The 20,715-nt window shown below is 34.6% G+C and carries 23 protein-coding genes and 3 pseudogenes; 11 read left to right on the top strand and 15 right to left on the bottom strand.

Features of this window, described 5'->3' with window-relative positions; all coding sequences use genetic code 11:
* The first annotated feature begins 135 nt into the window (after nt 1-135).
* Nucleotides 136-1,152, top strand: coding sequence for a substrate-binding domain-containing protein (locus AAGD89_RS04235; protein WP_341807872.1), 1,017 nt, complete (start codon nt 136-138; stop codon nt 1,150-1,152).
* A gap of 5 nt (nt 1,153-1,157) precedes the next feature.
* Here the strand turns inward: AAGD89_RS04235 and AAGD89_RS04240 are convergent, their stop codons facing one another.
* A complete protein-coding gene (locus AAGD89_RS04240; RefSeq protein ID WP_341807873.1) occupies nt 1,158-1,592 on the bottom strand; it encodes a TrbC/VirB2 family protein in 435 nt (144 codons plus the stop codon).
* Nucleotides 1,593-2,356: 764 nt separating this feature from the next.
* Here AAGD89_RS04240 and coxB point away from each other — a divergent pair.
* Genes coxB through AAGD89_RS04255 form a run of 3 tightly spaced genes read left to right on the top strand, consistent with a single transcriptional unit; the run spans nt 2,357 to nt 5,576 of the window.
* The gene (coxB, locus tag AAGD89_RS04245; protein ID WP_341807874.1) at nt 2,357-3,121 is read left to right on the top strand and encodes a cytochrome c oxidase subunit II; all 765 of its coding nucleotides are present in this window, start codon (nt 2,357-2,359) and stop codon (nt 3,119-3,121) included.
* Nucleotides 3,122-3,136: 15 nt separating this feature from the next.
* On the top strand, nt 3,137-4,687 hold the full coding sequence (gene ctaD, locus AAGD89_RS04250) for a cytochrome c oxidase subunit I (protein ID WP_341807875.1): 1,551 nt from the start codon (nt 3,137-3,139) through the stop codon (nt 4,685-4,687).
* Between the two features lies 1 nt (nt 4,688).
* On the top strand, nt 4,689-5,576 hold the full coding sequence (locus tag AAGD89_RS04255) for a heme o synthase (RefSeq protein WP_341807876.1): 888 nt from the start codon (nt 4,689-4,691) through the stop codon (nt 5,574-5,576).
* A 191-nt stretch (nt 5,577-5,767) separates the two neighbouring features.
* On the opposite strand, the gene AAGD89_RS04260 is transcribed toward AAGD89_RS04255, so the two are convergent.
* From AAGD89_RS04260 to AAGD89_RS04300, 10 genes and pseudogenes are all read right to left on the bottom strand, one after another.
* The gene (locus tag AAGD89_RS04260; protein ID WP_341807877.1) at nt 5,768-5,911 is read right to left on the bottom strand and encodes a GIY-YIG nuclease family protein; all 144 of its coding nucleotides are present in this window, start codon (nt 5,909-5,911) and stop codon (nt 5,768-5,770) included.
* A 137-nt stretch (nt 5,912-6,048) separates the two neighbouring features.
* Nucleotides 6,049-6,393, bottom strand: coding sequence for a hypothetical protein (locus tag AAGD89_RS04265; protein ID WP_341807878.1), 345 nt, complete (start codon nt 6,391-6,393; stop codon nt 6,049-6,051).
* Entirely contained in the window at nt 6,386-6,829 is a 444-nt protein-coding gene (locus tag AAGD89_RS04270) for a hypothetical protein (protein WP_341807879.1), read from the bottom strand. The genes AAGD89_RS04265 and AAGD89_RS04270 overlap by 8 nt, the downstream gene beginning before the upstream one ends.
* 7 nt (nt 6,830-6,836) lie before the next feature.
* The gene (locus AAGD89_RS04275; protein WP_341807880.1) at nt 6,837-9,329 is read right to left on the bottom strand and encodes a hypothetical protein; all 2,493 of its coding nucleotides are present in this window, start codon (nt 9,327-9,329) and stop codon (nt 6,837-6,839) included.
* 231 nt (nt 9,330-9,560) lie between these two features.
* Nucleotides 9,561-10,094, bottom strand: a complete 534-nt coding sequence (locus tag AAGD89_RS04280) for an HK97 family phage prohead protease (protein ID WP_341807881.1) — start codon at nt 10,092-10,094, stop codon at nt 9,561-9,563.
* 198 nt (nt 10,095-10,292) lie between these two features.
* Nucleotides 10,293-10,907 (bottom strand): hypothetical protein, encoded by a 615-nt coding sequence (locus AAGD89_RS04285; RefSeq protein WP_410541873.1) that lies wholly within the window; start codon nt 10,905-10,907, stop codon nt 10,293-10,295.
* A gap of 15 nt (nt 10,908-10,922) precedes the next feature.
* A pseudogene (locus AAGD89_RS07290) lies at nt 10,923-11,093 on the bottom strand (ankyrin repeat domain-containing protein); the annotation flags it as partial.
* A gap of 265 nt (nt 11,094-11,358) precedes the next feature.
* Nucleotides 11,359-12,348 carry a phage tail protein gene (locus AAGD89_RS04290; protein ID WP_341807882.1) on the bottom strand — a complete coding sequence of 330 codons (990 nt, stop codon included), beginning with the start codon at nt 12,346-12,348 and terminating at the stop codon, nt 11,359-11,361.
* An 11-nt stretch (nt 12,349-12,359) separates the two neighbouring features.
* On the bottom strand, nt 12,360-12,743 hold the full coding sequence (locus AAGD89_RS04295; RefSeq protein ID WP_341807883.1) for a hypothetical protein: 384 nt from the start codon (nt 12,741-12,743) through the stop codon (nt 12,360-12,362).
* 3 nt (nt 12,744-12,746) lie between these two features.
* A pseudogene (locus AAGD89_RS04300) lies at nt 12,747-12,806 on the bottom strand (hypothetical protein); the annotation flags it as partial.
* 109 nt (nt 12,807-12,915) lie between these two features.
* On the opposite strand from AAGD89_RS04300, the pseudogene AAGD89_RS04305 reads away from it, so the two are divergent.
* Nucleotides 12,916-13,749 (top strand): annotated as a pseudogene (locus AAGD89_RS04305) (transposase).
* 48 nt (nt 13,750-13,797) lie between these two features.
* Here the strand turns inward: AAGD89_RS04305 and AAGD89_RS04310 are convergent.
* Together AAGD89_RS04310 and AAGD89_RS04315 are read right to left on the bottom strand one after the other, a co-directional pair.
* Complete coding sequence (locus AAGD89_RS04310; RefSeq protein WP_341807884.1) at nt 13,798-14,814, bottom strand: glycoside hydrolase TIM-barrel-like domain-containing protein; 1,017 nt, start codon at nt 14,812-14,814, stop codon at nt 13,798-13,800.
* A gap of 27 nt (nt 14,815-14,841) precedes the next feature.
* Nucleotides 14,842-15,618: a hypothetical protein gene (locus AAGD89_RS04315; RefSeq protein ID WP_341807885.1), complete on the bottom strand. Its 777-nt coding sequence runs from the start codon at nt 15,616-15,618 to the stop codon at nt 14,842-14,844.
* Between the two features lie 14 nt (nt 15,619-15,632).
* On the opposite strand from AAGD89_RS04315, the gene AAGD89_RS04320 reads away from it, so the two are divergent.
* From AAGD89_RS04320 to AAGD89_RS04330, 3 genes are all read left to right on the top strand, one after another.
* Entirely contained in the window at nt 15,633-15,872 is a 240-nt protein-coding gene (locus AAGD89_RS04320) for a hypothetical protein (RefSeq protein ID WP_341807886.1), read from the top strand.
* 169 nt (nt 15,873-16,041) lie between these two features.
* Nucleotides 16,042-16,611: a hypothetical protein gene (locus tag AAGD89_RS04325; protein WP_341807887.1), complete on the top strand. Its 570-nt coding sequence runs from the start codon at nt 16,042-16,044 to the stop codon at nt 16,609-16,611.
* 242 nt (nt 16,612-16,853) lie between these two features.
* On the top strand, nt 16,854-17,753 hold the full coding sequence (locus AAGD89_RS04330) for a hypothetical protein (RefSeq protein ID WP_341807888.1): 900 nt from the start codon (nt 16,854-16,856) through the stop codon (nt 17,751-17,753).
* Between the two features lie 41 nt (nt 17,754-17,794).
* Here the strand turns inward: AAGD89_RS04330 and dcd are convergent, their stop codons facing one another.
* The gene (gene dcd, locus AAGD89_RS04335) at nt 17,795-18,352 is read right to left on the bottom strand and encodes a dCTP deaminase (RefSeq protein WP_341807889.1); all 558 of its coding nucleotides are present in this window, start codon (nt 18,350-18,352) and stop codon (nt 17,795-17,797) included.
* A 162-nt stretch (nt 18,353-18,514) separates the two neighbouring features.
* On the opposite strand from dcd, the gene AAGD89_RS04340 reads away from it, so the two are divergent.
* Genes AAGD89_RS04340 through AAGD89_RS04350 form a run of 3 tightly spaced genes read left to right on the top strand, consistent with a single transcriptional unit; the run spans nt 18,515 to nt 19,502 of the window.
* On the top strand, nt 18,515-18,862 hold the full coding sequence (locus AAGD89_RS04340; protein WP_341807890.1) for a hypothetical protein: 348 nt from the start codon (nt 18,515-18,517) through the stop codon (nt 18,860-18,862).
* 24 nt (nt 18,863-18,886) lie between these two features.
* The gene (locus tag AAGD89_RS04345) at nt 18,887-19,093 is read left to right on the top strand and encodes a hypothetical protein (protein WP_341807891.1); all 207 of its coding nucleotides are present in this window, start codon (nt 18,887-18,889) and stop codon (nt 19,091-19,093) included.
* A gap of 43 nt (nt 19,094-19,136) precedes the next feature.
* The gene (locus tag AAGD89_RS04350; protein ID WP_341807892.1) at nt 19,137-19,502 is read left to right on the top strand and encodes a hypothetical protein; all 366 of its coding nucleotides are present in this window, start codon (nt 19,137-19,139) and stop codon (nt 19,500-19,502) included.
* A 40-nt stretch (nt 19,503-19,542) separates the two neighbouring features.
* Here the strand turns inward: AAGD89_RS04350 and AAGD89_RS04355 are convergent, their stop codons facing one another.
* Entirely contained in the window at nt 19,543-20,709 is a 1,167-nt protein-coding gene (locus AAGD89_RS04355) for an aspartate aminotransferase family protein (protein ID WP_341807893.1), read from the bottom strand.
* Nucleotides 20,710-20,715 lie beyond the last annotated feature (6 nt).

Below are 20,715 nucleotides of genomic sequence, written 5' to 3' on the forward strand. Positions count from 1 at the left end.
ACTTTAGCACTGCCTAAACTGAACAATCATCACCTTATAGGTGATGATTGTTCAGTTGGTCATACCACAAAATTAAGGCTTTTCAGTTTGTTTTTTTGTTATAATAATTAGGTTTATGTTCTTGAGCCACAAATAATGCTTAGAAATTTTCTACTGATTTTTATATTCGCGGTATTCATGCCGCTTTCAAATGCCGATGCAAGGAAATATATTAGAATTGTTGGATCTTCAACTGTTTTTCCTTTTATCTCATTTATAGCGGAGGAGTTTAACCGCGTATTCTCTTTTAAAACCCCGATTGTGGAGTCGATAGGTAGTGGATCTGGATTCAAAATGTTCTGCTCGGGAATAGGGGAGGATACTCCTGATATCACCACTTCATCTCGCCCCATGAAAGAAGTAGAAAGAGAGTTATGCATAAGAAATAAAGTTGGTGAGGTGATAGAGATTATTATTGGCTATGATGGAATTGTAATTGCAAATTCAAATCAAAGTCATAAGTTTGATTTCACAAAAAAAGATCTATTTGATACTTTATCTGCATACTCTCCAGAAGGTAAAAAATTAGTAAAAAATAACAAAAAATTTTGGTCTGATGTGAACTACGCCTTACCAAAAACAGAAATTGAGATTTATGGTCCATATCAAAATACAGGCACATACGAAACTTTAGTTAATTCTGTTATGCTTGATCAATATTCCTGCATGAATTCAAGAATTTTTAAAGAGAATTATGAAAATAAAGAAGAAAGAAAAAAAGCATGCAGTAATATAAGAGATGACGGAAGATACATAGAAGTTGGAATTAATGAGAATATAATAATACAAAAACTAAAAAGCAACAGAAACGCCTTGGGAATATTTAGTTTTAGCTTTTTGATGAGAAACCAAGATAAAATACAAGGAAGCACCATTGCAGGAATTGAGCCAAATTATAACAATATATCATCAGGGAAATACATATTAGCAAGACCTCTATTCCTTTACATAAAAAGAGAACACCTGGATACTATTGATGGATTAAGAGAATTTATTAGAGAAGTTATAGATTCCATCAACACTGAAAGTAGTTACTTGTTTAGGCTAGGCTTAATTCCACTTACAAGTGAAGACATAAAGAAAGTTTCAGCAAACGTTTATGATATAATTTGACAGTTTTACCAAAACTTCAACCAATCAAACCATCCGTACGTGTTCATAGATGAGAGTTTCTTACCCATCAATCTAGGTCCGAGAGGAACACCAGAGGGCTGCCAGTCGTCAGTACGGCAATCATGTGTATCTGGGGGTGCCACATATAGTATAATTGCCTGTGCACCAAAAAACACAGCAGTAAACATGCCAAGCGCAAAAAGCGCCGGCCATGGCATTCTGCCAAATATTGCAAGCAAAGCTGCTCCTGTTATCACTAAAGTCATAATTGGTCCACCTATACGATGAAGATACTTCATGATGGAACACATGAACCACGATGGGTGATCTGTAACTTTTGAATTATAAAACTCGTCGTCTTTTTTGTTACTAAACTTAGTAGCATTTGCATCAAATGGGAAGAAGATAATTAAAACAATAAGTAAAAGGAATTTTTTCATCACACCTATTTCAATTTTGTGCCCAATTATTCCTCATTTTGCTTAAATTTAAGAAAATACTAAGTATCCAATAAGTTATATTAATTCTATAATTTTCTCATAATAATCAGAATGATTGTAACTATCCACAGATTTCTATGAGTACTCAGGAATTAAATTCCAAGTATGGATTAGCTTGATGTAAAATCCTGACTTGTATCTTCATGTAGGAAAATACTATAGCCAAAATATCTTATAAGGTAGGGTGAAGCCGTTATCACTTTATTCGTTTCTCAGGAGATTTAGTATCTCTGGAAGTATGTGCATCCTAAATCCTTGATAGTGTTTTTAAGCTATAGATACTGCTATAGGCATTAAAAGTTACTTAATAAATTGCAGTGTAGAATATAATATAAGGGATTTCTATTTTCTATTCTATGAATTGATGATAAATAAGTTTGTCATAAAGTTTAATAGTGTCTGTTACTGCTTTTAGGTGTGAGGCTAGAGGGTTATTAGCAGTAACAGACACTATTAAACTTATTGTAAAATTTACCTAAAGTAAATACTTATGTATAATATATTATTATTTTCTTAGTATAAAGCATTATAATATTTTACTTAAAGTAAACTTGCGTAAATGCTTTTTTCCTCAAATTCTTATTGTATTATTATACTGATCTAATGCTAAAAAATTATTAACTGTCGCTAATCTCTGTTTGCATAGTAAATTTATATATACTATTATATAGCGTGTCACTTAGGTTTTATAGTAAACAAAGGATATGGTGAAGTTATTTGCACTTTTGTTAATATTTTACTCAAATATTTCTATCGCTTCTGCTCCCACTTCCTGGCAATTTGGGTTTCCTGCTCCTGCCACTGAAGTAATGGAGGCTGTAGTCAAGTCACACTCATTTGTCATGATTGTGATGACTGCAATAATGCTGTTTGTGTGGATATTACTTGCTTATATAGCGTTTCGTTTTCGTAAGAGCAAAGTAAAAAACATAAGTAAAATTACCCATAGTGTTCCTTTAGAAATTATTTGGTTTGTTATACCAACCATCATTGTTGGAGTGTTGGCTTTTGAAAATGCTAAGTTACTCAGAATGCAAGAAAGAATCCCAAAAATTGAGATGACGTTAAAAGCTATTGGCCATCAATGGTATTGGAGCTATCAATATCCAGAGCATCAAGGTGTATCGTTTGATAGCTACATTAAGGGAGACGAGAGTCTTACTGAAGGAGATTTGAAATTATTTTCCGTCGATAATAATATCGTGTTGCCCATAAATACCAACGTTCGCTTACAAGTCACAGCAGGGGATGTAATACATAGCTGGGGAGTGCCGGCTTTTGGTGTAAAAATTGATGCAATACCTGGAAGATTAAATGAAGCGTGGTTTAATATCAAAAAGCCTGGTATTTATTACGGTCAATGCTACGAATTATGTGGTCCAGGTCATGGTTTTATGCCAATTGTTGTTGAAGCAGTAAGCAAAGAAGATTTTAATAAGTGGATTGAAGATAAAAAATTGTTGAGTTAAATTTGGAGTATAGATATGAGTAACGTACCAAAAGGTATAAAACGTTGGCTATTTTCCACGAATCATAAAGACATAGGTACACTATATATTATTTTTTCCATATTAGCTGGAATTATTGGTGGGTTATTGTCGGTAGTCATTCGTACTCAGCTAATGCACATCAATATACTTGGAGGTAATCACCAATTATATAACGTAATGGTTACGGGACACGCATTGATAATGGTGTTTTTTATGATAATGCCTGCCTTAATGGGAGGATTTGGTAATTGGTTTGTACCTCTCATGATCGGGGCACCAGATATGGCATTTCCTCGCATGAATAATTTGAGTTTCTGGTTATTAGTGTCATCTTTTATTTTACTCGTCATTTCTGTGTTTGTTGGCGAAGGCCCAGGTGTAGGCTGGACTTTATATCCTCCTTTATCACAGGTTATGTCCCACCCAAGTGCGGGAGTTGACATTGCTATATTTGCACTCCACATTGCAGGTATGTCGTCAATTGTTGGAGCGATTAACTTTATAGTTACTATATTCAACATGCGTGCAAAAGGAATGTCATTAATGAAAATGCCATTATTTGTGTGGTCTGTCTTGCTAACAGCATTTATGCTGATTGTTGCGTTACCTGTACTTGCTGGTGCTATAACCATGCTACTTACTGATCGCAATATCGGCACTGCCTTTTTTGATCCTGCAGGTGGTGGTGATCCTGTATTATTTCAACATCTATTTTGGTTTTTTGGCCATCCAGAGGTTTACGTTGTCGTTTTTCCTGCATTTGGCATCATAAGTCAGGTCGTATCAACTTTTTCTCATAGACCAGTGTTTGGTTACATAGGAATGGTTTACGCAATGATAGGTATAGCAGTGTTTGGTTTTATGGTTTGGGCTCATCATATGTTCACTGTTGGGCTTAGTGCTGATGCTGCTATATTTTTTAGCACTACTACGATTTTTATCGGCGTTATAACAGGTGTGAAAGTTTTCAGTTGGCTCGCAACTATGTGGGGTGGAGCAATTGAGTTTAGAACCCCGATGCTATTTGCAATGGGCTTTATTTTCATGTTTGTGGGTGGTGGTATAACTGGAATTGTTCTGTCTCACGGTGGAATAGATAAAATGTTACATGACACTTATTATGTCGTGGCTCACTTTCACTATGTCATGTCACTAGCCACACTATTTGGAGCTTTTGCTGGATTTTATTATTGGATTGGTAAAATGTCGGGTAGGCAATATAATGAGTGCCTGGGCAAAATACACTTTTGGCTCACTTTTATTAGTACCAATGTCACTTTTTTACCTCAACATTTCTTAGGATTAGCTGGCATGCCAAGACGTATACCAGATTACCCTGATGCGTTTATTCCTTGGAATTATGTATCTTCAATCGGTGCGTATATGTCCTTTTTCTCAGTAATGTTCTTTGTATTTGTAGTAGTTCATCTTTTGATTAAAGGTAAAAAAGCTGAGGATAACCCGTGGGGAAGCGATACTTTAGAGTGGACAGTGTCTTCACCACCACCTTTTCATACTTTTGAAAAACCGCCAGTTATAAAATAAAATGTATACAAGTATTCTACCAAATAGCGAATCAACGATACTGGATTTTTGGCAACTCCTCAAGCCAAGGATAATGTACCTTGTGGTATTCACCGGAGTTGCAGGTATGGTAGCAGCGCCTGGTGGTATGCACCCTTTTCTTGCACTAATATCTTTTATATGCATTGCTCTTGGTTCTGGCTCTGCAGGGGCTATAAATATGTGGTATGATAGCGACATAGACATATTGATGGAAAGGACAAAAAAACGCCCCATACCGTCAGGCAGAATTCTTGCAGAAAACGCACTTGAGTTTGGTATAACACTTGGAATATTATCCGTGTTTATCATGGCAATGGCGATAAACTATGTTTCTGCTGCTTTGCTTGCAGTCAGCATATTATTTTACGTTTTTATATATACAATCTGGCTCAAAAGACGCACTCCGCAAAATATTGTTATCGGTGGTGCAGCAGGTGCTTTTCCTCCAATGATTGGCTGGGCAGCTGTTACAAACTCAATCAGTTGGGAAAGTTTCATTTTATTTTTAATAATTTTTATGTGGACTCCCCCGCATTTTTGGGCACTATCTTTAAACAGATCTGAAGATTATGCAAAAGCATCAATTCCGATGTTCAATATTGTTTATGGTCCAAGCAAAACAAGAAAGTATATATTAATTTATAGCATACTGCTGGTGCTAACTAGTTTACTTCCAGCTCTATTCTTGAAAAAGCCTTTATTTTACCTTATTATCGCAGCTTTTGAAGGTTGCATTTTTGTTTGGTATGCTATATCCATTCTAAGATATAAAGATCATAACTCGCAGAAAAAAATGTTTTCTTATTCAATTTCTTATCTATTTGCCTTATTTGCTAGTATTATTTTTTGTTCTATTGATTTATTTTAGTTATGAAAAAACAGCAGAAAGATAAAAACTATTTTTTACTTTTCCTTTTAACAACTCTCGTTGTTGCACTTTTTTATATTTCTATAATAAAATTTAAGAATATATAGCTGCATAGGACTTGCATTATACCACGGAATGGCAAAATTAACCATCTTTGGTCAGCATGAATAGGACTATCAAAAATGCTACAGTTAAGAAATATTGTATTTTGATGTGAAACTAGAAATAACCTTGTTCTTATGCTCCCAAATTCGTTTGATTAAATTCGACGTAACACCTATATATAGAGCCTTAGTGTGTCTACTTGAAAGTATATAAATATAATAATTTTTCATAAAATCTAGATCCCTGTGTCCGCTACTTAGATGATACCGTTAGTTGATGTTTAACACTTAATCTATCGCTTTACGGGATCTACGCTGAGATACCGCGAATAAATCGCGGTATGACGCGGGTGAGTTAATGGTTTATACTAAAAAAGTCCCCATACCTTTTTCTTGGCACCAGGTTGTTTTGGTGCTGATGCTGGTACTGGTACTGAAGTTGCAAGTGATTCGTCAGCTTTTGGTTCATTCACACGAGGCTTAGTTGTGCTACTTTTCTTATCAGGTTGTCTTGGTAGTGAAGCTACATGTGATTGATTAGCGCTTAATTCGTTCAGATCAGAATTAGGTAGTTCCTTATATTCTTTCATAATTTCTGGGCTTAGTTGGTATGTATTTTCTTTGTCTGATATTTTATTACATATTTTGTCCTCTGATAAAATTTTATCTCTTATGCTTGATGCAAGCTTACATCTTTCTTCCTTACTAATCATACTTGTAAAAAAGCTCCATCCTAAAATCTACTAACTCTTCCACAACAATTTCTTCGAGTAATACGCTCAATTCACTTTTATTCTCTTTTTTTCTGTTCTTAAATTTAGCCATGATAGAATCTGTAATTCCAGGTGCATCTTTTTTATTAAACTCCAATTTTTTCATGCACTTTTTAATAGAAAGTAACAACTGAGATTTTAAATCTTTTTCAACCATATTATCAATTTCAGTGTCGTCTTTCTTTACTTGTATTAATGCTGCATTAATATTTTTTCCATCGTCATAATACTTATTATCATTTGTCTTGTTTTTTTTATTGACAACTTCTACAATTCTATTTTCTATAGCTTTCCTTGCTGTAGATTCATCTTGTAACAAGTGAAATAATCTATCACTTTTAAACTTGCCATCAGTTTCGTTTGATAAAGATTTCATGGCTTCTTCATAAATTCCATGACAAAGCAGGAAATTTTTCTTTCAACTCTTTATCTTTGTTAGATAAAAATTTACCAAGGCTATGCATAGCTTTCAAAAGCACTGCTGGCCAATTCGCAAATCCTTCTTTCTTGCTAAAAAATCTTGAAACCATTGACTTAGAAGAGCCACTAGATACTCCACTGTCAGCAGTGCTAACTGTATCTTGATCTTGATCTGGCTCTTGAGCTTTTGGTTGCTTTGGCTCTTCGCGCTGCAGTGCTTGAGTTTCCTTTTTTAATCTTGCAATTGTTTTATTAGCAGCTTTTAGTTCGCTTTCAACTCTTTGCAATTCTTGGTTTAATTTATTTATTTCTTCTGATTCCCCACCTCTTAATTTCTCATTTTGTGCATTCAATAACTTTATGCTATTCATATTTGTTGCAACCATATTATCGTACTTAGCTTGTAATTCTTCTTTTTCTTTTCGTAATTTATTAACTTCAGCTAGATCAATATCTATTTGCTTTTCTAGCCTTTTTACTGTTTTTTCTAAATTGCTTTTTTGCTCATCAAGCTCTCTGTTTGCTTCTTCTAATCCGTCTTTTTCTTTTTGTAATTCATCCACTTTGTTTATTAAACCTGGAGTCTTCTTCTGTTCACCCTGTAGCTGTGTCACTAACCTCCTTTCCTCAACAAAGAATTTTCTTGTTTCGTCTACAATTTCGTTTGATTTTTTTATTCTTTCTCCTAACTCTTTTATCTCATCATTCTTTTGAAATACAATATCTTTCAGCCTTTCAACTTCACCTTTTTTGCGATTCAGATCTGCCTTCAATCCATCTCTTTCAGTAGTTAAAGAAATTTTAAGTCTTTGTAATCCATCATTTTCATCTATCAGTGATTTATTACCTTGTTGAAAAAGCTCTTTCCACTTTTTATTATCTTCTTTTAATTCTCTCACTTGCTCTTGTAATTCAGTAATTTGCTTTTTTAGCATCTTTTTATCTTCTTCTGCAGTTGCTAATTGATTTCTCAACTCTTCTAGCTGTTTTTTATGCCAACCTTTTTCTTCTTCTAACTTTTCTTTCAACTCACCTATTTGATTTTCTAGCTCACACTCACGCTGTACCAATTTTTCATTATCCCCTCTCAAATCAGAATTTTCCCATTCCATCTCCTGAACTCTATCTTGCTTAGAGGCTAAATCACCATTTAAGCCTTCTATTTGCCGACTTGAATCTTGTCTATGACAGTTTAATTCAGCACTCAATCTCTCTTTCTCTCTTTTTAAATCATTGAATTGACCATTTAAATCTTCATTTTCTTTCGTCTGAGTCTGCAGTTGTGTTTCCATTCGTTCCAATTTAGCAGTGAGCTCATCCAATCTTTGTTGCAGCATTAATATTGTATTATTTAGGTCTCTAACTTTTTCTTCTAACTCTCCTTTTTCCCCTGTAACTTTCTCTAATTCTTGTTCTTGTTGTTCAAAATCTTTTTTCTCACTTTTTAAAGCTTCGCACTCTCGTCTTTTACTCTCTAACCCCATACTTTTTATAGTTAATTGTGCTCTTAGTTCCCCAATTTCAGAAATTTGAGTGTCAATATTCCCACCTAATCCCTTGATTGTACTCTCAAGTTTTTTTACTTTCTTTTTTAGTTCATCATTTTCACTGCTTTCGGTATCTAGTACTACTTCTTTTTGTTTCAATGCCTCGTCCAACTCCTTTATTCTTTTACCTTGATTAGATATAATTTCATCTTTTTGTGTATTTGATACTGTTAATTCGTTGATTTTCTCATCTTTTTGTTTCAATGCCTTCTCCAACTCCTTTATTCTTTTATCTTTCTCAGATATTGTTTGCTGCTGCTCAATGTTTTTAGCTTCCACTCTCTCGTTAGCTTCATTTAATTCTTTATTTCTTCTTTTTAACTCACTGATTTCTTCGTCTTTTTCTTCTATTTCTTTTCTTAAGCCAATAATTTCTTCAACTTTTTGAGCTAACTCTTCCTTTAAAATTTTCACATTTTCTTCCAATTTTTTTCTTTCTTCTCTTAGTTTTTGCAAGGTATACTTTGATTGCGCTACCAAATATTTCATTTTAGTTATTTCGGGTTTGAACTCATCAACTTGTTTTTGTAATTTCAGGACCTCTACTTCTTCGCTAATATTCCCAGTTAATTCTATCGGATGGAAATCTTCTTCCAGTTCAGGCTCTAATTCAGCATCTTGATCTTTTGCTTCCACTTCAGGCTTCAACTCATTGCTTTTCTCAGACCCTACATCTTTCACATCTTCGGGTTTAATAATCGTGTAACCTGCTTTAGATGGACTGCCTGGAGATAAGTTATAAATAAGAACCTTGGCCCAATCACTCAATCTTTTCGGAATGATTCTTCCAATTATCCTTGTTAAAGTTAAGTAATTCACCAGTCTTGCGATTTGTATAGTTATCCACCAATGTTTATTTTCTTTATTAGTGTTATCGGGATTAATCCCATTAGTAGTTTCAGTTAACATAGCATTACCTCATATAAAGCTAAAAATCTAAAAAAAACTTCTCCTAAATTTAGGAGAAGCTGCACTTCATTAACTATCTATTTAAGGAGGGCTATTATAAAATTAAAATAGTAACAAAGTTATATATATTAGTATAAATATTAATATATAATGTCAACTTTAACTTAAATATCTGTGCTGTCAAGTGGTATTTTACTATTTTTAATAGAATTTTTATCCAGTTTTTAAAGCTTAAGGAGAAATATATGTATTTGCAAGCACATTGTTCGCTTTTTCTATTGCTCTCACTAACATCTCTTGCTCATTGTTTTGATGTTTTACATTAATTACCTGAGCAGCTGAGTTCGCTGGAAAAGTAACTAAACTAATCTCCCACAATTCCACTTGTTTTAATATTCTGGCTCCCGTTTCATGATCAATGTCATGCTTAATAGGTATATAGCCAATCGAAAGACCATCAATTGTACCAGCCTTTAGCATCAAATATGCCTCTTTTGCTTTTTGAACACCTAAAAGCAAATGTGCTGTGATATACAGGCCAACATCGTTTTCATAAATATCTAGGATATTGCCTATAGGGTCACTTGGATCATGCTGCCAAAGGAGCTTTATCTTGCTTCTATTTAAGTTTTCTTTAAATGCTCCAGGTAAGATCAGATCATTTTGTTTATCAACTACGTTAAAAACGCTAGCATAGCCAGAAAATAGGCCATTTTCCTCTATGTTTTTTAGTGATAATGGCGAATATAGAAATTTTTTGCTCATAAAGCCTCCTTATGATTATAGTAAAATGATTATAGTAAAAAATTATTGGGAATTTTGTGAAGTAATATTTATTATTTTTACCTCTGTATTGTTCAGCGAATCACCGTAAGTGACTGCTTCAAGGAAAACCAGCACATGACGCTGAGTACAAAAAAATGAGTCTCAACGTCATGCTACTTGATAGTATTAAAAGAAGTTCTAGCCAATAGCTTTACCAACTTTTGATTGTTCAACATTTGGACCGTCAAGTATTCCACCTGACAATTCTTCATAACATTCAAATGGTACATTTCCAAATGTTAGAGCTTTTAGTGAAGCGGGATATCTTTTTTCAACCCTATATTCTATAAACTCAGCTGGATTTATTACTATACCAAATTTTTCTTGGGTCTCCTTCAGGAAATTTTCAGCATCTGAGGTAAGCTTATCAAGTGGATCATCTCTATTGATAACATATTTAGAGTCTAACATCTGATTAAATATACCTTTATTGTTAAGTAAGAAAATTTCTTTTTTTATTTGGCTATCCCAATACTCAGACAGCTTAGGATTATTTGTGACGTAATCAGATTTGGTTGCTTCAGGGTTGCATAATACTGTCTGCTGGATTATAGGTTCTGCCCAACCATTTTGATCAGCAAAATGGAAAGCAGTTCTCCCACACTGCTCTACAACATTAACATCTGCCCCTCCTTTGATGAGGATGATCGCCATATCCATACGGAATGAAGCAAGAGAATAAGATAGGCAAGACTTCCAAATGCCAATCTTCATATTAATCTTTGCTCCTTCGCTTATTAAAAGTCTCGCCATCTTAGTATGGTTTTGACTAATAGCCTGAGACAAAGGATTTTCTTCTTCCACGAGAGTATTAATATGTGCACCATTAGCTATAAGAATTTTTGCCATATCGAATCCATTTAAATGAGCAGCCCAACATAAAGGAGTACCCCTTTTGTCATCTACTGCATTAATATCTGCTCCAGCTTTTATCAGCTCCTTAACTTGATCTACGTTATTTTCTCCAACAGCATCAAAAAGCTGCTAATTAGCAATTAGTTTAAGTTGTATTTGATTCATAATTTACCTCACTATGTTTTATGAATATTAATCTAACGGTTGATTATAAACATTAAATATTTATTGACAATATTAATTTTATTGTAAGATTAGTATAAGATTTTTACCTCCGTATTACTCAGCGAATCACCATAAGTGACTGCCTTCAAGAAAAACTGTTTTCCTGACTCTACTTCAAAAGATATTATTGAATCATCAAGTAAAACAAATTTTTCTCCTGCAGTGAGATTATATTTTTAGTACCTTTTTGTCCTCTAGTGATCTTACCCAACTTATATTTATTTTTATCTACGAGTTCAGCACTCTGAAATTGTATCACTTCTGTTCCAATGAGTAGCAAATTTGAGCCGGAAATAGGACTCATATTAAATAATTCACCAGAGCGTAATAATACTGTAAGTTCTTCATCTGTAAACTCCACTATATATCCGTAAGTAGATTGCTTATTTACGTTTGCAATAGGTTTATAATCCTTATCGTCACTCGAAATAAAGAGTACTGCTCCTTTCCAGCCATCTTCTTCTCCATTTAAAGTAAAGTTTATAGTATTATCTTTAATGTGCGGTAAATCTATGATTTCTATATTAGTTTTGCTGATATGGTGAGGAGGATATTCTTTGAGTCTTAGCGACTTTGCTGAAGGGAAAGATAATTTATATATAGAGTGATCATACCCTACTGCACTCACTTGAATAGACATGCTTTCAAACTTCGTTTTTACAATTCTCATTGTGTGTTTTTTCTCACCATCCACAATTTTCACTATATTGCTGGGCGCAAGCCATGCGTATTTAATCGGCAACTTGAAGTTATATATATTTCTTTCTTGCCACGCAGAATAAAGTAAAACTTCAGCTATGTTTTGCGCTTGCCCCTCTTCCATAATTAGTGGTATTTCAACCCCTGCAGCTGTTCCTTGTTTTGGGAGTTCAGCGTATTTTACATCGATTGGATAGTTGAAATTGCGATTAAAATAAACAATATTAACTTTATTACTTAAATCCAGTTGACTAACATTTATGAGCTGCATTTGTTTTGCATTGTTACTGAAGACAATATCACCAATGGGAATTTCAGTAGTAGATCTCTCTCGAAACTCGATTTCTGGTGGCAATTTTGTTGTCGAAACTTGTCTGCGCTCCTCAAATACATTCGAGTATTCTGCGGTGCTCATCCGCGCTTCTCCTAAATATTTCTCATCATAAGCCGGTTTCGAAAGAGATCTAGCTTCCCTACCCTTTTGAATAAATTTAATTTGGAGTCTTGCTCAATCACATCAAAAAAATAACAACTCTTCAGCATTTTAATAATTGAACGCACTGGTTGCTGATCATTTATCACATATCCGGATAATAATCCCCTAACATCACTTGTATCAAATTGGTCGCTTTTTAAGCCCGCTTTTTGTAAAAGATCAGACAAAACATCAGAAATATTAAGTAGTGAAATTTTCCCCTGTATCCAGTGTCCAGTTTGCCAATTATGACAATCAGCCCAAACATCACATAGGTTAGGGAAATAAGGAAATGGCCTTGCATCCCATGTCCACAGAAACATTTTCTCTACCATTTCTGAATTTTGCCACTTTTGAAGTGTTCCTTCAATTGCAATTTTCTGAGAAAGAAAACTTATCTCTCCATTTGAATAACGCGGATATTTACTTTAGACCCCCTGCGAAAAGGTAGAAAGTAGGTAAAAACGACTAAAAAGCATGTAAAATGAAAGTTTTAGGAGAGGGAAGATGGCAATAAGTTACGTAAAAATAGCAAGAACACCATATATTTTTAGACAATTGACAGGGCTCACAACATCTGAATTTGAAAAAATTGTGGCAAAAGTGCGTCCAGAGTGGGAAAAAATGGAGGCGAAAAAGAAATGTCACGGAAGAAAATCGCATGTTGAGGAGCTAGAAGACAGGATTTTATGTGTTCTAATTTATTACAGAACGTACATAACGCATCCATTTTTAGGGTTTTTGTTTAATTTGCACAACTCAAATATTTGCCGACTTTTTAAGAAAATGTAGCCATTATTGGCCAAAAAAATTACTATAAAAAAGGATAGAACGCTGACGCCAGAAAGGATTTTAAAAATTTTAGCAGACGTCACGGAGCAACCGATACAGCGGCCGAAAGACAGCAAAAAACGTAAGAAAAGTTATTCCGGAAAAAAGAAAGCAACCACAATAAAAACCGAAATTGTGATCGAGGGAAATGGGCAAATTCTGTCGATTTCGAAGTCGCATAGAGGTCGAATGCATGATTTTCGCATAAGGAAACAGGAAAAATTGTTGGCCAAAGATAGCATAAAATATGCCGATTCTGGGTATCAAGGTTGGCAAAAACTGCAGAAAAACGTTGTGATTCCGTACAAAAAACACCGTAAAAAGCCACTAACGGAGGAGCAAAAGGAGCATAATCGGAAGCTGGCATCGTTCAGGATGCGTGTGGAAAATAAGATTCGCGAGATAAAAATCTTCAAAATAATGTCAAATGTTTACCGCAATTTTCAGAAGAAATACAACATGAGATTTAATATTATAGCAGGAATTGTGAATTTGAGGCATAGTTTTTAATAATTTTTGGGCTGGGGATTTCTTACCAGATTTTATCAGCAACTTGCTTCACGTTGTTTCGCAGGGGGGCTTTTCTTTGCTGCTATTATCAATAAATACATTAGGTTCATTAGTAGAGCCATTTACACTTGGGAGCCCATACTCAGTAAACCATATTTTTTTCATTTTTGGTTGCCACTTTGTTTTACTGCCGTCTGGATTTACATGAGCTTCACTCCACCATTTCTCTATGTTTTTCCACGCGTATTTGCTGTCATTATATTTTATTTTTTCAGGTTCGCTTTTTGAGTAGTCATAAAAATAATCGTACCCTACCCCACTACTCCAACCATCAATTACATCTTGCACAGAATAACCAAATGGGGGTTCAGGACCATCTGTTAGTGGAAAATAAGCATCTATACCAACAACATCGATGTACTTAGAAGACCAGAGCTCATCCATGTTATACCAACCGTCATGTGAGTGATATTCGCTCCAATCCGCAGCATAAGTAAGAATCATTTCTCCTACAAAATAATCCTTTATTCCTTTTGCAAGTCTCACTAATTCTTTGACTGCTGGATAATTACCTCTCTCATCTTTAATTTTTGTAAGCTGAGTAAATTCAGAGCCGATAATAAACCCTTCTGTTTTAGTTTGGTCAGCAATGGTCGCATAATGCTCTATAAATTTTCTATATTGATTACAAAAAAAATCATTTATAGCTTCGGGCGGTCCTGTCAGCCTACCTCGCCACTCTTTATTTTCTGTGTCAAGCAGAAGCATCGGATAAAGCATTACCTTATAACCTCTGCTGTGCAATTCATCTACAAATCTCATCAATGCTGAATCACTAATAGTTCCGCCATATCTTGGATTTCCACTCGCATCTTTTGTGATTAATTGAGCGCTACTTCTTGTTACCTCCCCTACTTGCCAATCATCAGGTACAACCATAGAATCATCATGAAATTCAACTGCAGGGCATATTTTACAATCTTTGATGTTTAAATTATCTACAAACCAATTAACTACTACTGACACCCATTCAACGTTTGGTAGATCTTCCTTTAATTGATCCAAAGAGAGCATAGCATCACTCTTTACAATTTAGTATAATTGGTTATGATTTATTCTTTTTGCAGGCCCGTATGGAATGTATTGGTTACTGCTTATTTTCTCTTGTGCAATTTTTTTCTGTACTTTTGCGTCATAAACAAATTCGCCGGAGCCTGGTATCATATTGATATTCTTAATATCTCCTGCTACTGAAAAACCTTCTGATTTTAATGCAGTTCGCACTTCAAATGTAAATGTTGGAACACGATTATTATAGTCTGCCAAAGGAAAATTCTTGATAACTATATAAGATATTCCCCTATAAGCCGGCACATTCCCCTCCCCTTCAATTGACAATATAAAAGGATCAGGACTCTGATCTTCTGTTCCAGGATAGAAGGTATAATCTATTTCATCAAAACTCAGTGATTTTGTATCCGCCCATATTCTCTTTAATTTTTCTACTTTTCCTGTGCAGATAGCGATTGCGAGCGTTGCATAGTAGTTATATGTAACATTAGCATTTTTGCTGACCTTACTATTGGCAGTGATTGCTTCTTCTTTTATTGGCTCAGCCCAGATAATATTTCCTGCAACGCGAGCAGTACCATAAATAGTTGGTATAGTTCTTCCATAGGTTGAAGTTTGAACTTGCAGATTTTTCAGTCTTGACCCATGCGTTACTTTTTGTTCGGCATCAAGGTTAAACATCGCGCCATCCAGCTGTGCACCAAGCAGGCTACCGAGCTCTGAACCGATAACCTGACCAATTGGACCCAAAACACTGCCAACTTGACCAAAAATTGATGATAAAACTATTGTAGACATGGTAACCCTCCTTATTGATAGATTTTTTTGAAATTGTTGAGCTGACTCAGATTTTGTCATTCCAAATGTCCCTCTCTTTTCATCCAAGTAGCTCTCCTACTGTAATTCCAGTGCGTGACACTGGAATCAACTTTTTTCATTGGATCCTAGACCCAAGTCATAGGATGACAGGAATGGAGCACTGGGATGACAGAGCTACAGAAACAAAATCGCAAGAAATTCAGCAACTTACAGCGAATAATGAAAGTGCTTGATTAAAAAAATACACGAGCAAATCATGCAGCAATAAGTTTATGATAAGCAACAACGAAAAAGTGCGGAAGTAGAAATTTGGTAAGTCTATTACCATCACAAAGGTTAAAAAATTAATACAATATTAATCGTATTATACTAAAATAGTAATAAATAATTTAGGAGACCGTTATGCAACTTAATCGAAATATAATCCAGTACGAATCACCTAAAGAGGCAAAGCTATACGGAGAAGAAGCAGAATCATATGCGCTTATTGGTGATATGTTTGGAAAAGCTGTAGGTTTTACTGAAGATAAAGTAAAAATGTTAGCAAAAGCTACAGCAGAAAACCTTGTTATACCTGTTGGAAGCTATATTGCAACAAAAATTGTTGTGCCAGTAGGAGAACATGTTGCAACAGAAATTGTAGTACCAGTTGGGAAATATGTTGCAACAGAAATTGCGCTGCCAGTAGGAAAATATGTGGCAAAAGAAGTTGCATTACCTATAGCAAAAGAAGTTTCAGCAGAAATTAAGGACTTAACGACAGAGCTAATGAAAAGTTTAACAGAACAAATTAAACAAGCTGTAAAGCAAGAAATAGATGTTATGCAGGATAAAATAAAAGAAATGCCAAGTAAAATAATGGAAGGTATAAAAAGCAGCATAAAGTTTCCTTTTGGAGCACCAACTATGGAAATTCCAGATGAGGGTTACGATTCAGATAATTACATCCCCTATTCTGGCTTAGAGATTTAGCGTAAAATTCAGCAACTTATAATGAGTAATTAAAGTGCTCAATGAAGAAATACACAAGAATTTTAGGTTCATGATAAACAATAATGTGCAAAAAAGTAGATTTTAGGTTGACTTGATGGCATATATCAATATAGTATATGCCATTGTTGTTATAAAGGTGTGAGCTATCCAGTTTAAAATGTCTGAGGAAAATAGTATTATCTGGCACAAAATGGCTTACTGACACAGGTCAGAACTATTTTATGTCACTAAGTAACGATAGCTCTAAGCCAACTGGTTCTGTAAAAAAGATTATTAATGCTATTTTGCTAGTGCCTATTATTGTGCCAACTGCTGTAACAACGTTATCTTTCGGCTTTACCATCCTATTTTTAAATGCTGTAAGTGCTCGGAAGGATGATTCTACATTATCCAAAGTAGCAAAAGGCACGGCTAGATTGTTAATTTATATTGCTGCTGCTGCACTTTTAATCGCATGTGTGATATTAAATCTAGCAATTTCATTAGTACCATTTCTTATCTTTCTAGCTATCAATAGAGATATCTTTAGTCAAAAAAGTGTGGATCTAGGGAGCAATCAAGGCCAAGCAGTAAATGAAGTGAATATAAATGATGAGGAAAAGTACAATCAACGTATTGAAGAAGAAGTTGGTAAGTTAGAGCAGCGGAACGATGCGGAGCAAGATCAGCCAGGTATCGATTCATACGTATTAGTAAATAGTGGTCAGCTGTATAATCAACCAGATGTAGAGATAATATCTCGAGAAGTAGAAGGTGAACAAGCTATAGATCAAACTGTTATAGCAAATCGTATAAATAGTGATGGTATACGAGATGGTAAAGCAATGATACGCGCAACTGGAAATGATCGTAGCGTAAAAATGAAAGGAATCGTAACTGGAAATGTTCCTGACCAAGAAAAAGGTTTTGCTACTGGTTTCAGCTTTGAATGTGAAACCATTGAAAAAGATGGTAAAGTAGAGGGTGTAGATTTTCAATTTGGCATGAGTATGCGCACTGGAAGTGATCAACAAGCAGCAACACGCGAACTAATGCAAAGTGAATCAGCACAAACTATGCTATCATCTGGTAATGGTGGAATATTATCTATAGAACAATATGGCAGTTCACAACGCAAATAGTACTAATAATTTTTTCATATATAAAGTGATAACAGAGGTTATCACTTTACTAACGGTAAAGTAATACCACGTTGATTCATATACTTCCCTTTCATGTCGTCGTATGACTTGTCACACTCACTCTCACCCTTTAAAAAAACAAACTGACATGCCCCTTCATTAGCATAAATTTTTGCAGGAAGTGGAGTAGTGTTTGAAAATTCTAATGTTACATGACCTTCCCATCCAGGCTCCAGTGGTGTAACGTTTACTATAATGCCACACCGCGCGTAAGTTGATTTACCAACGCAAATAACTAAAACATTTCTTGGTATACGAAAATATTCAACTGTGCTTGCAAGTGCAAAGCTATTTGGTGGGATTATGCATACATCTGTTTCCTTATCTACAAAACTATTTTCAGAAAAATTCTTAGGATCCACGACAGCCGAGTTAACATTAGTGAAAATCTTAAATTTATTATCTACTCTTGCATCATACCCATAAGACGAGAGTCCGAAAGATATTACACCTTTACTGCTTTTATGATCAACAAAAGGCTCTATCATTCGAAAATTTTCAGCTTTTTCTCTTATCCACTTATCTGGCATAACTGCCATAACCATTCCTTAAAATCATCTAATATCTACAATAATATGAAATAAAATTTAAATGTAAACTATTGCCCTAAATAAGATTATAATATCTTAATAATTTAAAAATCTTGACAGATTATGTAAAATGACGTAACATAATTATGTAGCTAGGATTGTGAGGGCAATATGGTAAATGAATACATAGAATTGTGGCGTCGTAAACATGGCAAAGGCTATTGCGATTACGTTCTTTCATCAATAGACATTATAAGGCTTGATGAATTAGAAAAGTTAGCTAGGAATATAGTTTTTGACGGTAAAAGGATCAAAAACATTAAACTAAAGCAAGATCATTTATCTTTATCAATTTTTGCATTTTTTTCTGGAATTGTAGTCTTATTTTCTTCTCTCCTTATGCCAGCATTTTTTAAAAATGGTTCCGTTGCAGCATCTTCGTTTGGTGCATTAACGATTTTCATATCTTCTTTAATAAATCGTAGAACTCTTATTAGCATAGGCGAATTGGAAATGTAACCCCACTTAAAATATAATGAATTATTGTCTTCTACTGAAGAACATGAAGTTAATGGTGTTATAAATGAATTAGTTGAACTAATCATAAAATATAAACATCCTACTCCATATGCTTGCTCTACACATATAAAGCATTTACATATTAAGGAATTACCAAATCTGATGAGCCAAGCAGATGACTCAAATGCATCAACTTCAGATGTTGAAGAAGATATAGGAAGATATAGATAGACTTGCTGAGAAAATATTCTCGGAATCTAAACTTCACCAAGAAATGAAAGTTCATAAACAAGGTAGAAGCTTATCAATAAAAAAGCTTTTTGCTGGCGTATCTCTTATGTGCATTTCTTTATTATGTAATGAATGGTATAAAAGCAGCGTTATTCCAGAACTCAAAGAAAGCTACGTTCCAAGTATAGTTAATTGTATTGGTGCATTCATTGTACTTCATTCAATTTTATGGTATCTTTTTGACAATGTTTCCCTACGGATTTTAAAGAAAGATCAAGTAAAAGATTCAATCGTTGAAAAAGAAGCAGTAGGTATTAGCTCGGAAATTCAAGTATCTACTATCGAAATAGTGCATGAGGAGGAATCTCCACGTCGCACAAAACGCGAAGAAATATTTCATATCACATAAATCTTATATAACTAACATGGCTAACATAGATAAGGTTCTCCTATAGTAAAAAGGATTCCGAAAGTATATTATATGCCAAGTCCACATGCTCATTCTCAATTATAAGCGAAGGAGTGATTCTGATTACTTTATTATTCAGAACTTTAGTTAATATCAACCCCTTATCAAGACATTGACTGACGATTTTATCGGCCAAAGGAGCTCTGAGCTCTATTCCAATTAGCAAACCTTCCCCGCGAACTTCTGAAATTATCTCTGGAAACTCTGTGGCTAACGATGACAATTTTTCTTTCAAATATCCGCTCACTTTTTTAATGTGATCAAAAAAGCCTTCTTTTAGCATGATATCGAGTACTGCATTACCAACAGTCATAGCAAGCGGATTACCGCCATAAGTTGATCCATGAGTTCCTGGGGTAATTGCTTCTGCTATATAATCTTTTACTAAACACGCAGCTAGAGGAAATCCGTTACCCATAGCTTTTGCGCAGGTTAGCATATCAGGTTCAATATTAATGTTTTGATAATGAAATAAAGAGCCGATACGACCATACCCACACTGCACTTCATCAAAACACAAAATTATTCCATGAGCTTTTGTTATTTCTCTTACTTTTTTAAGATATTCCACGTTTAGTGGGTACACACCACCCTCGCTTTGTATGAGCTCTAAAAACACAGCAGCAGTTTCATCACTGATTTTTTCCTCTAATGCTTTAACATCATTTCTTGGAATTTTGTCAAAGCCAGAAAGTAGTGGAGCGAAGCCTTCACGTGCTTTTTCATTTCCACCTGCAGAAATAGCAGCAATGCTGCGTCCGTGAAATCCTCCTTCAATTGTAATTATGCGATTGCGTTTTGCTTGCCCTTTTGAATAAAAATATCGGCGAATAAATTTAATCGCAGCTTCAGTTGCTTCAAGTCCGCTTGAGCAAAAGAATATTTTATCCGCAAAGGCAAGTGTTGTTAAACGCTCAGCAAGTCTTTCTTGCTCTGGAATGGTAAAAGCATTAGAGCAGTGCCACAATGAGCTCAATTGCTCGCTTAATTTATCCGTAATATATGGATGACAATGCCCTAAAGAAGTCGTAGCAATGCCTGCAGCAAAATCCAGGTACTGTTTGTTGTTTTCATCAAAAAGATATACCCCCTCCCCTTTAATTATAGGAATTTTAAGTCTATTATAAGCATTAACAATATGACTCATTTCAAG

The organism is Wolbachia endosymbiont (group E) of Neria commutata (assembly GCF_964026735.1).
Taxonomy (GTDB): Bacteria; Pseudomonadota; Alphaproteobacteria; order Rickettsiales; family Anaplasmataceae; genus Wolbachia.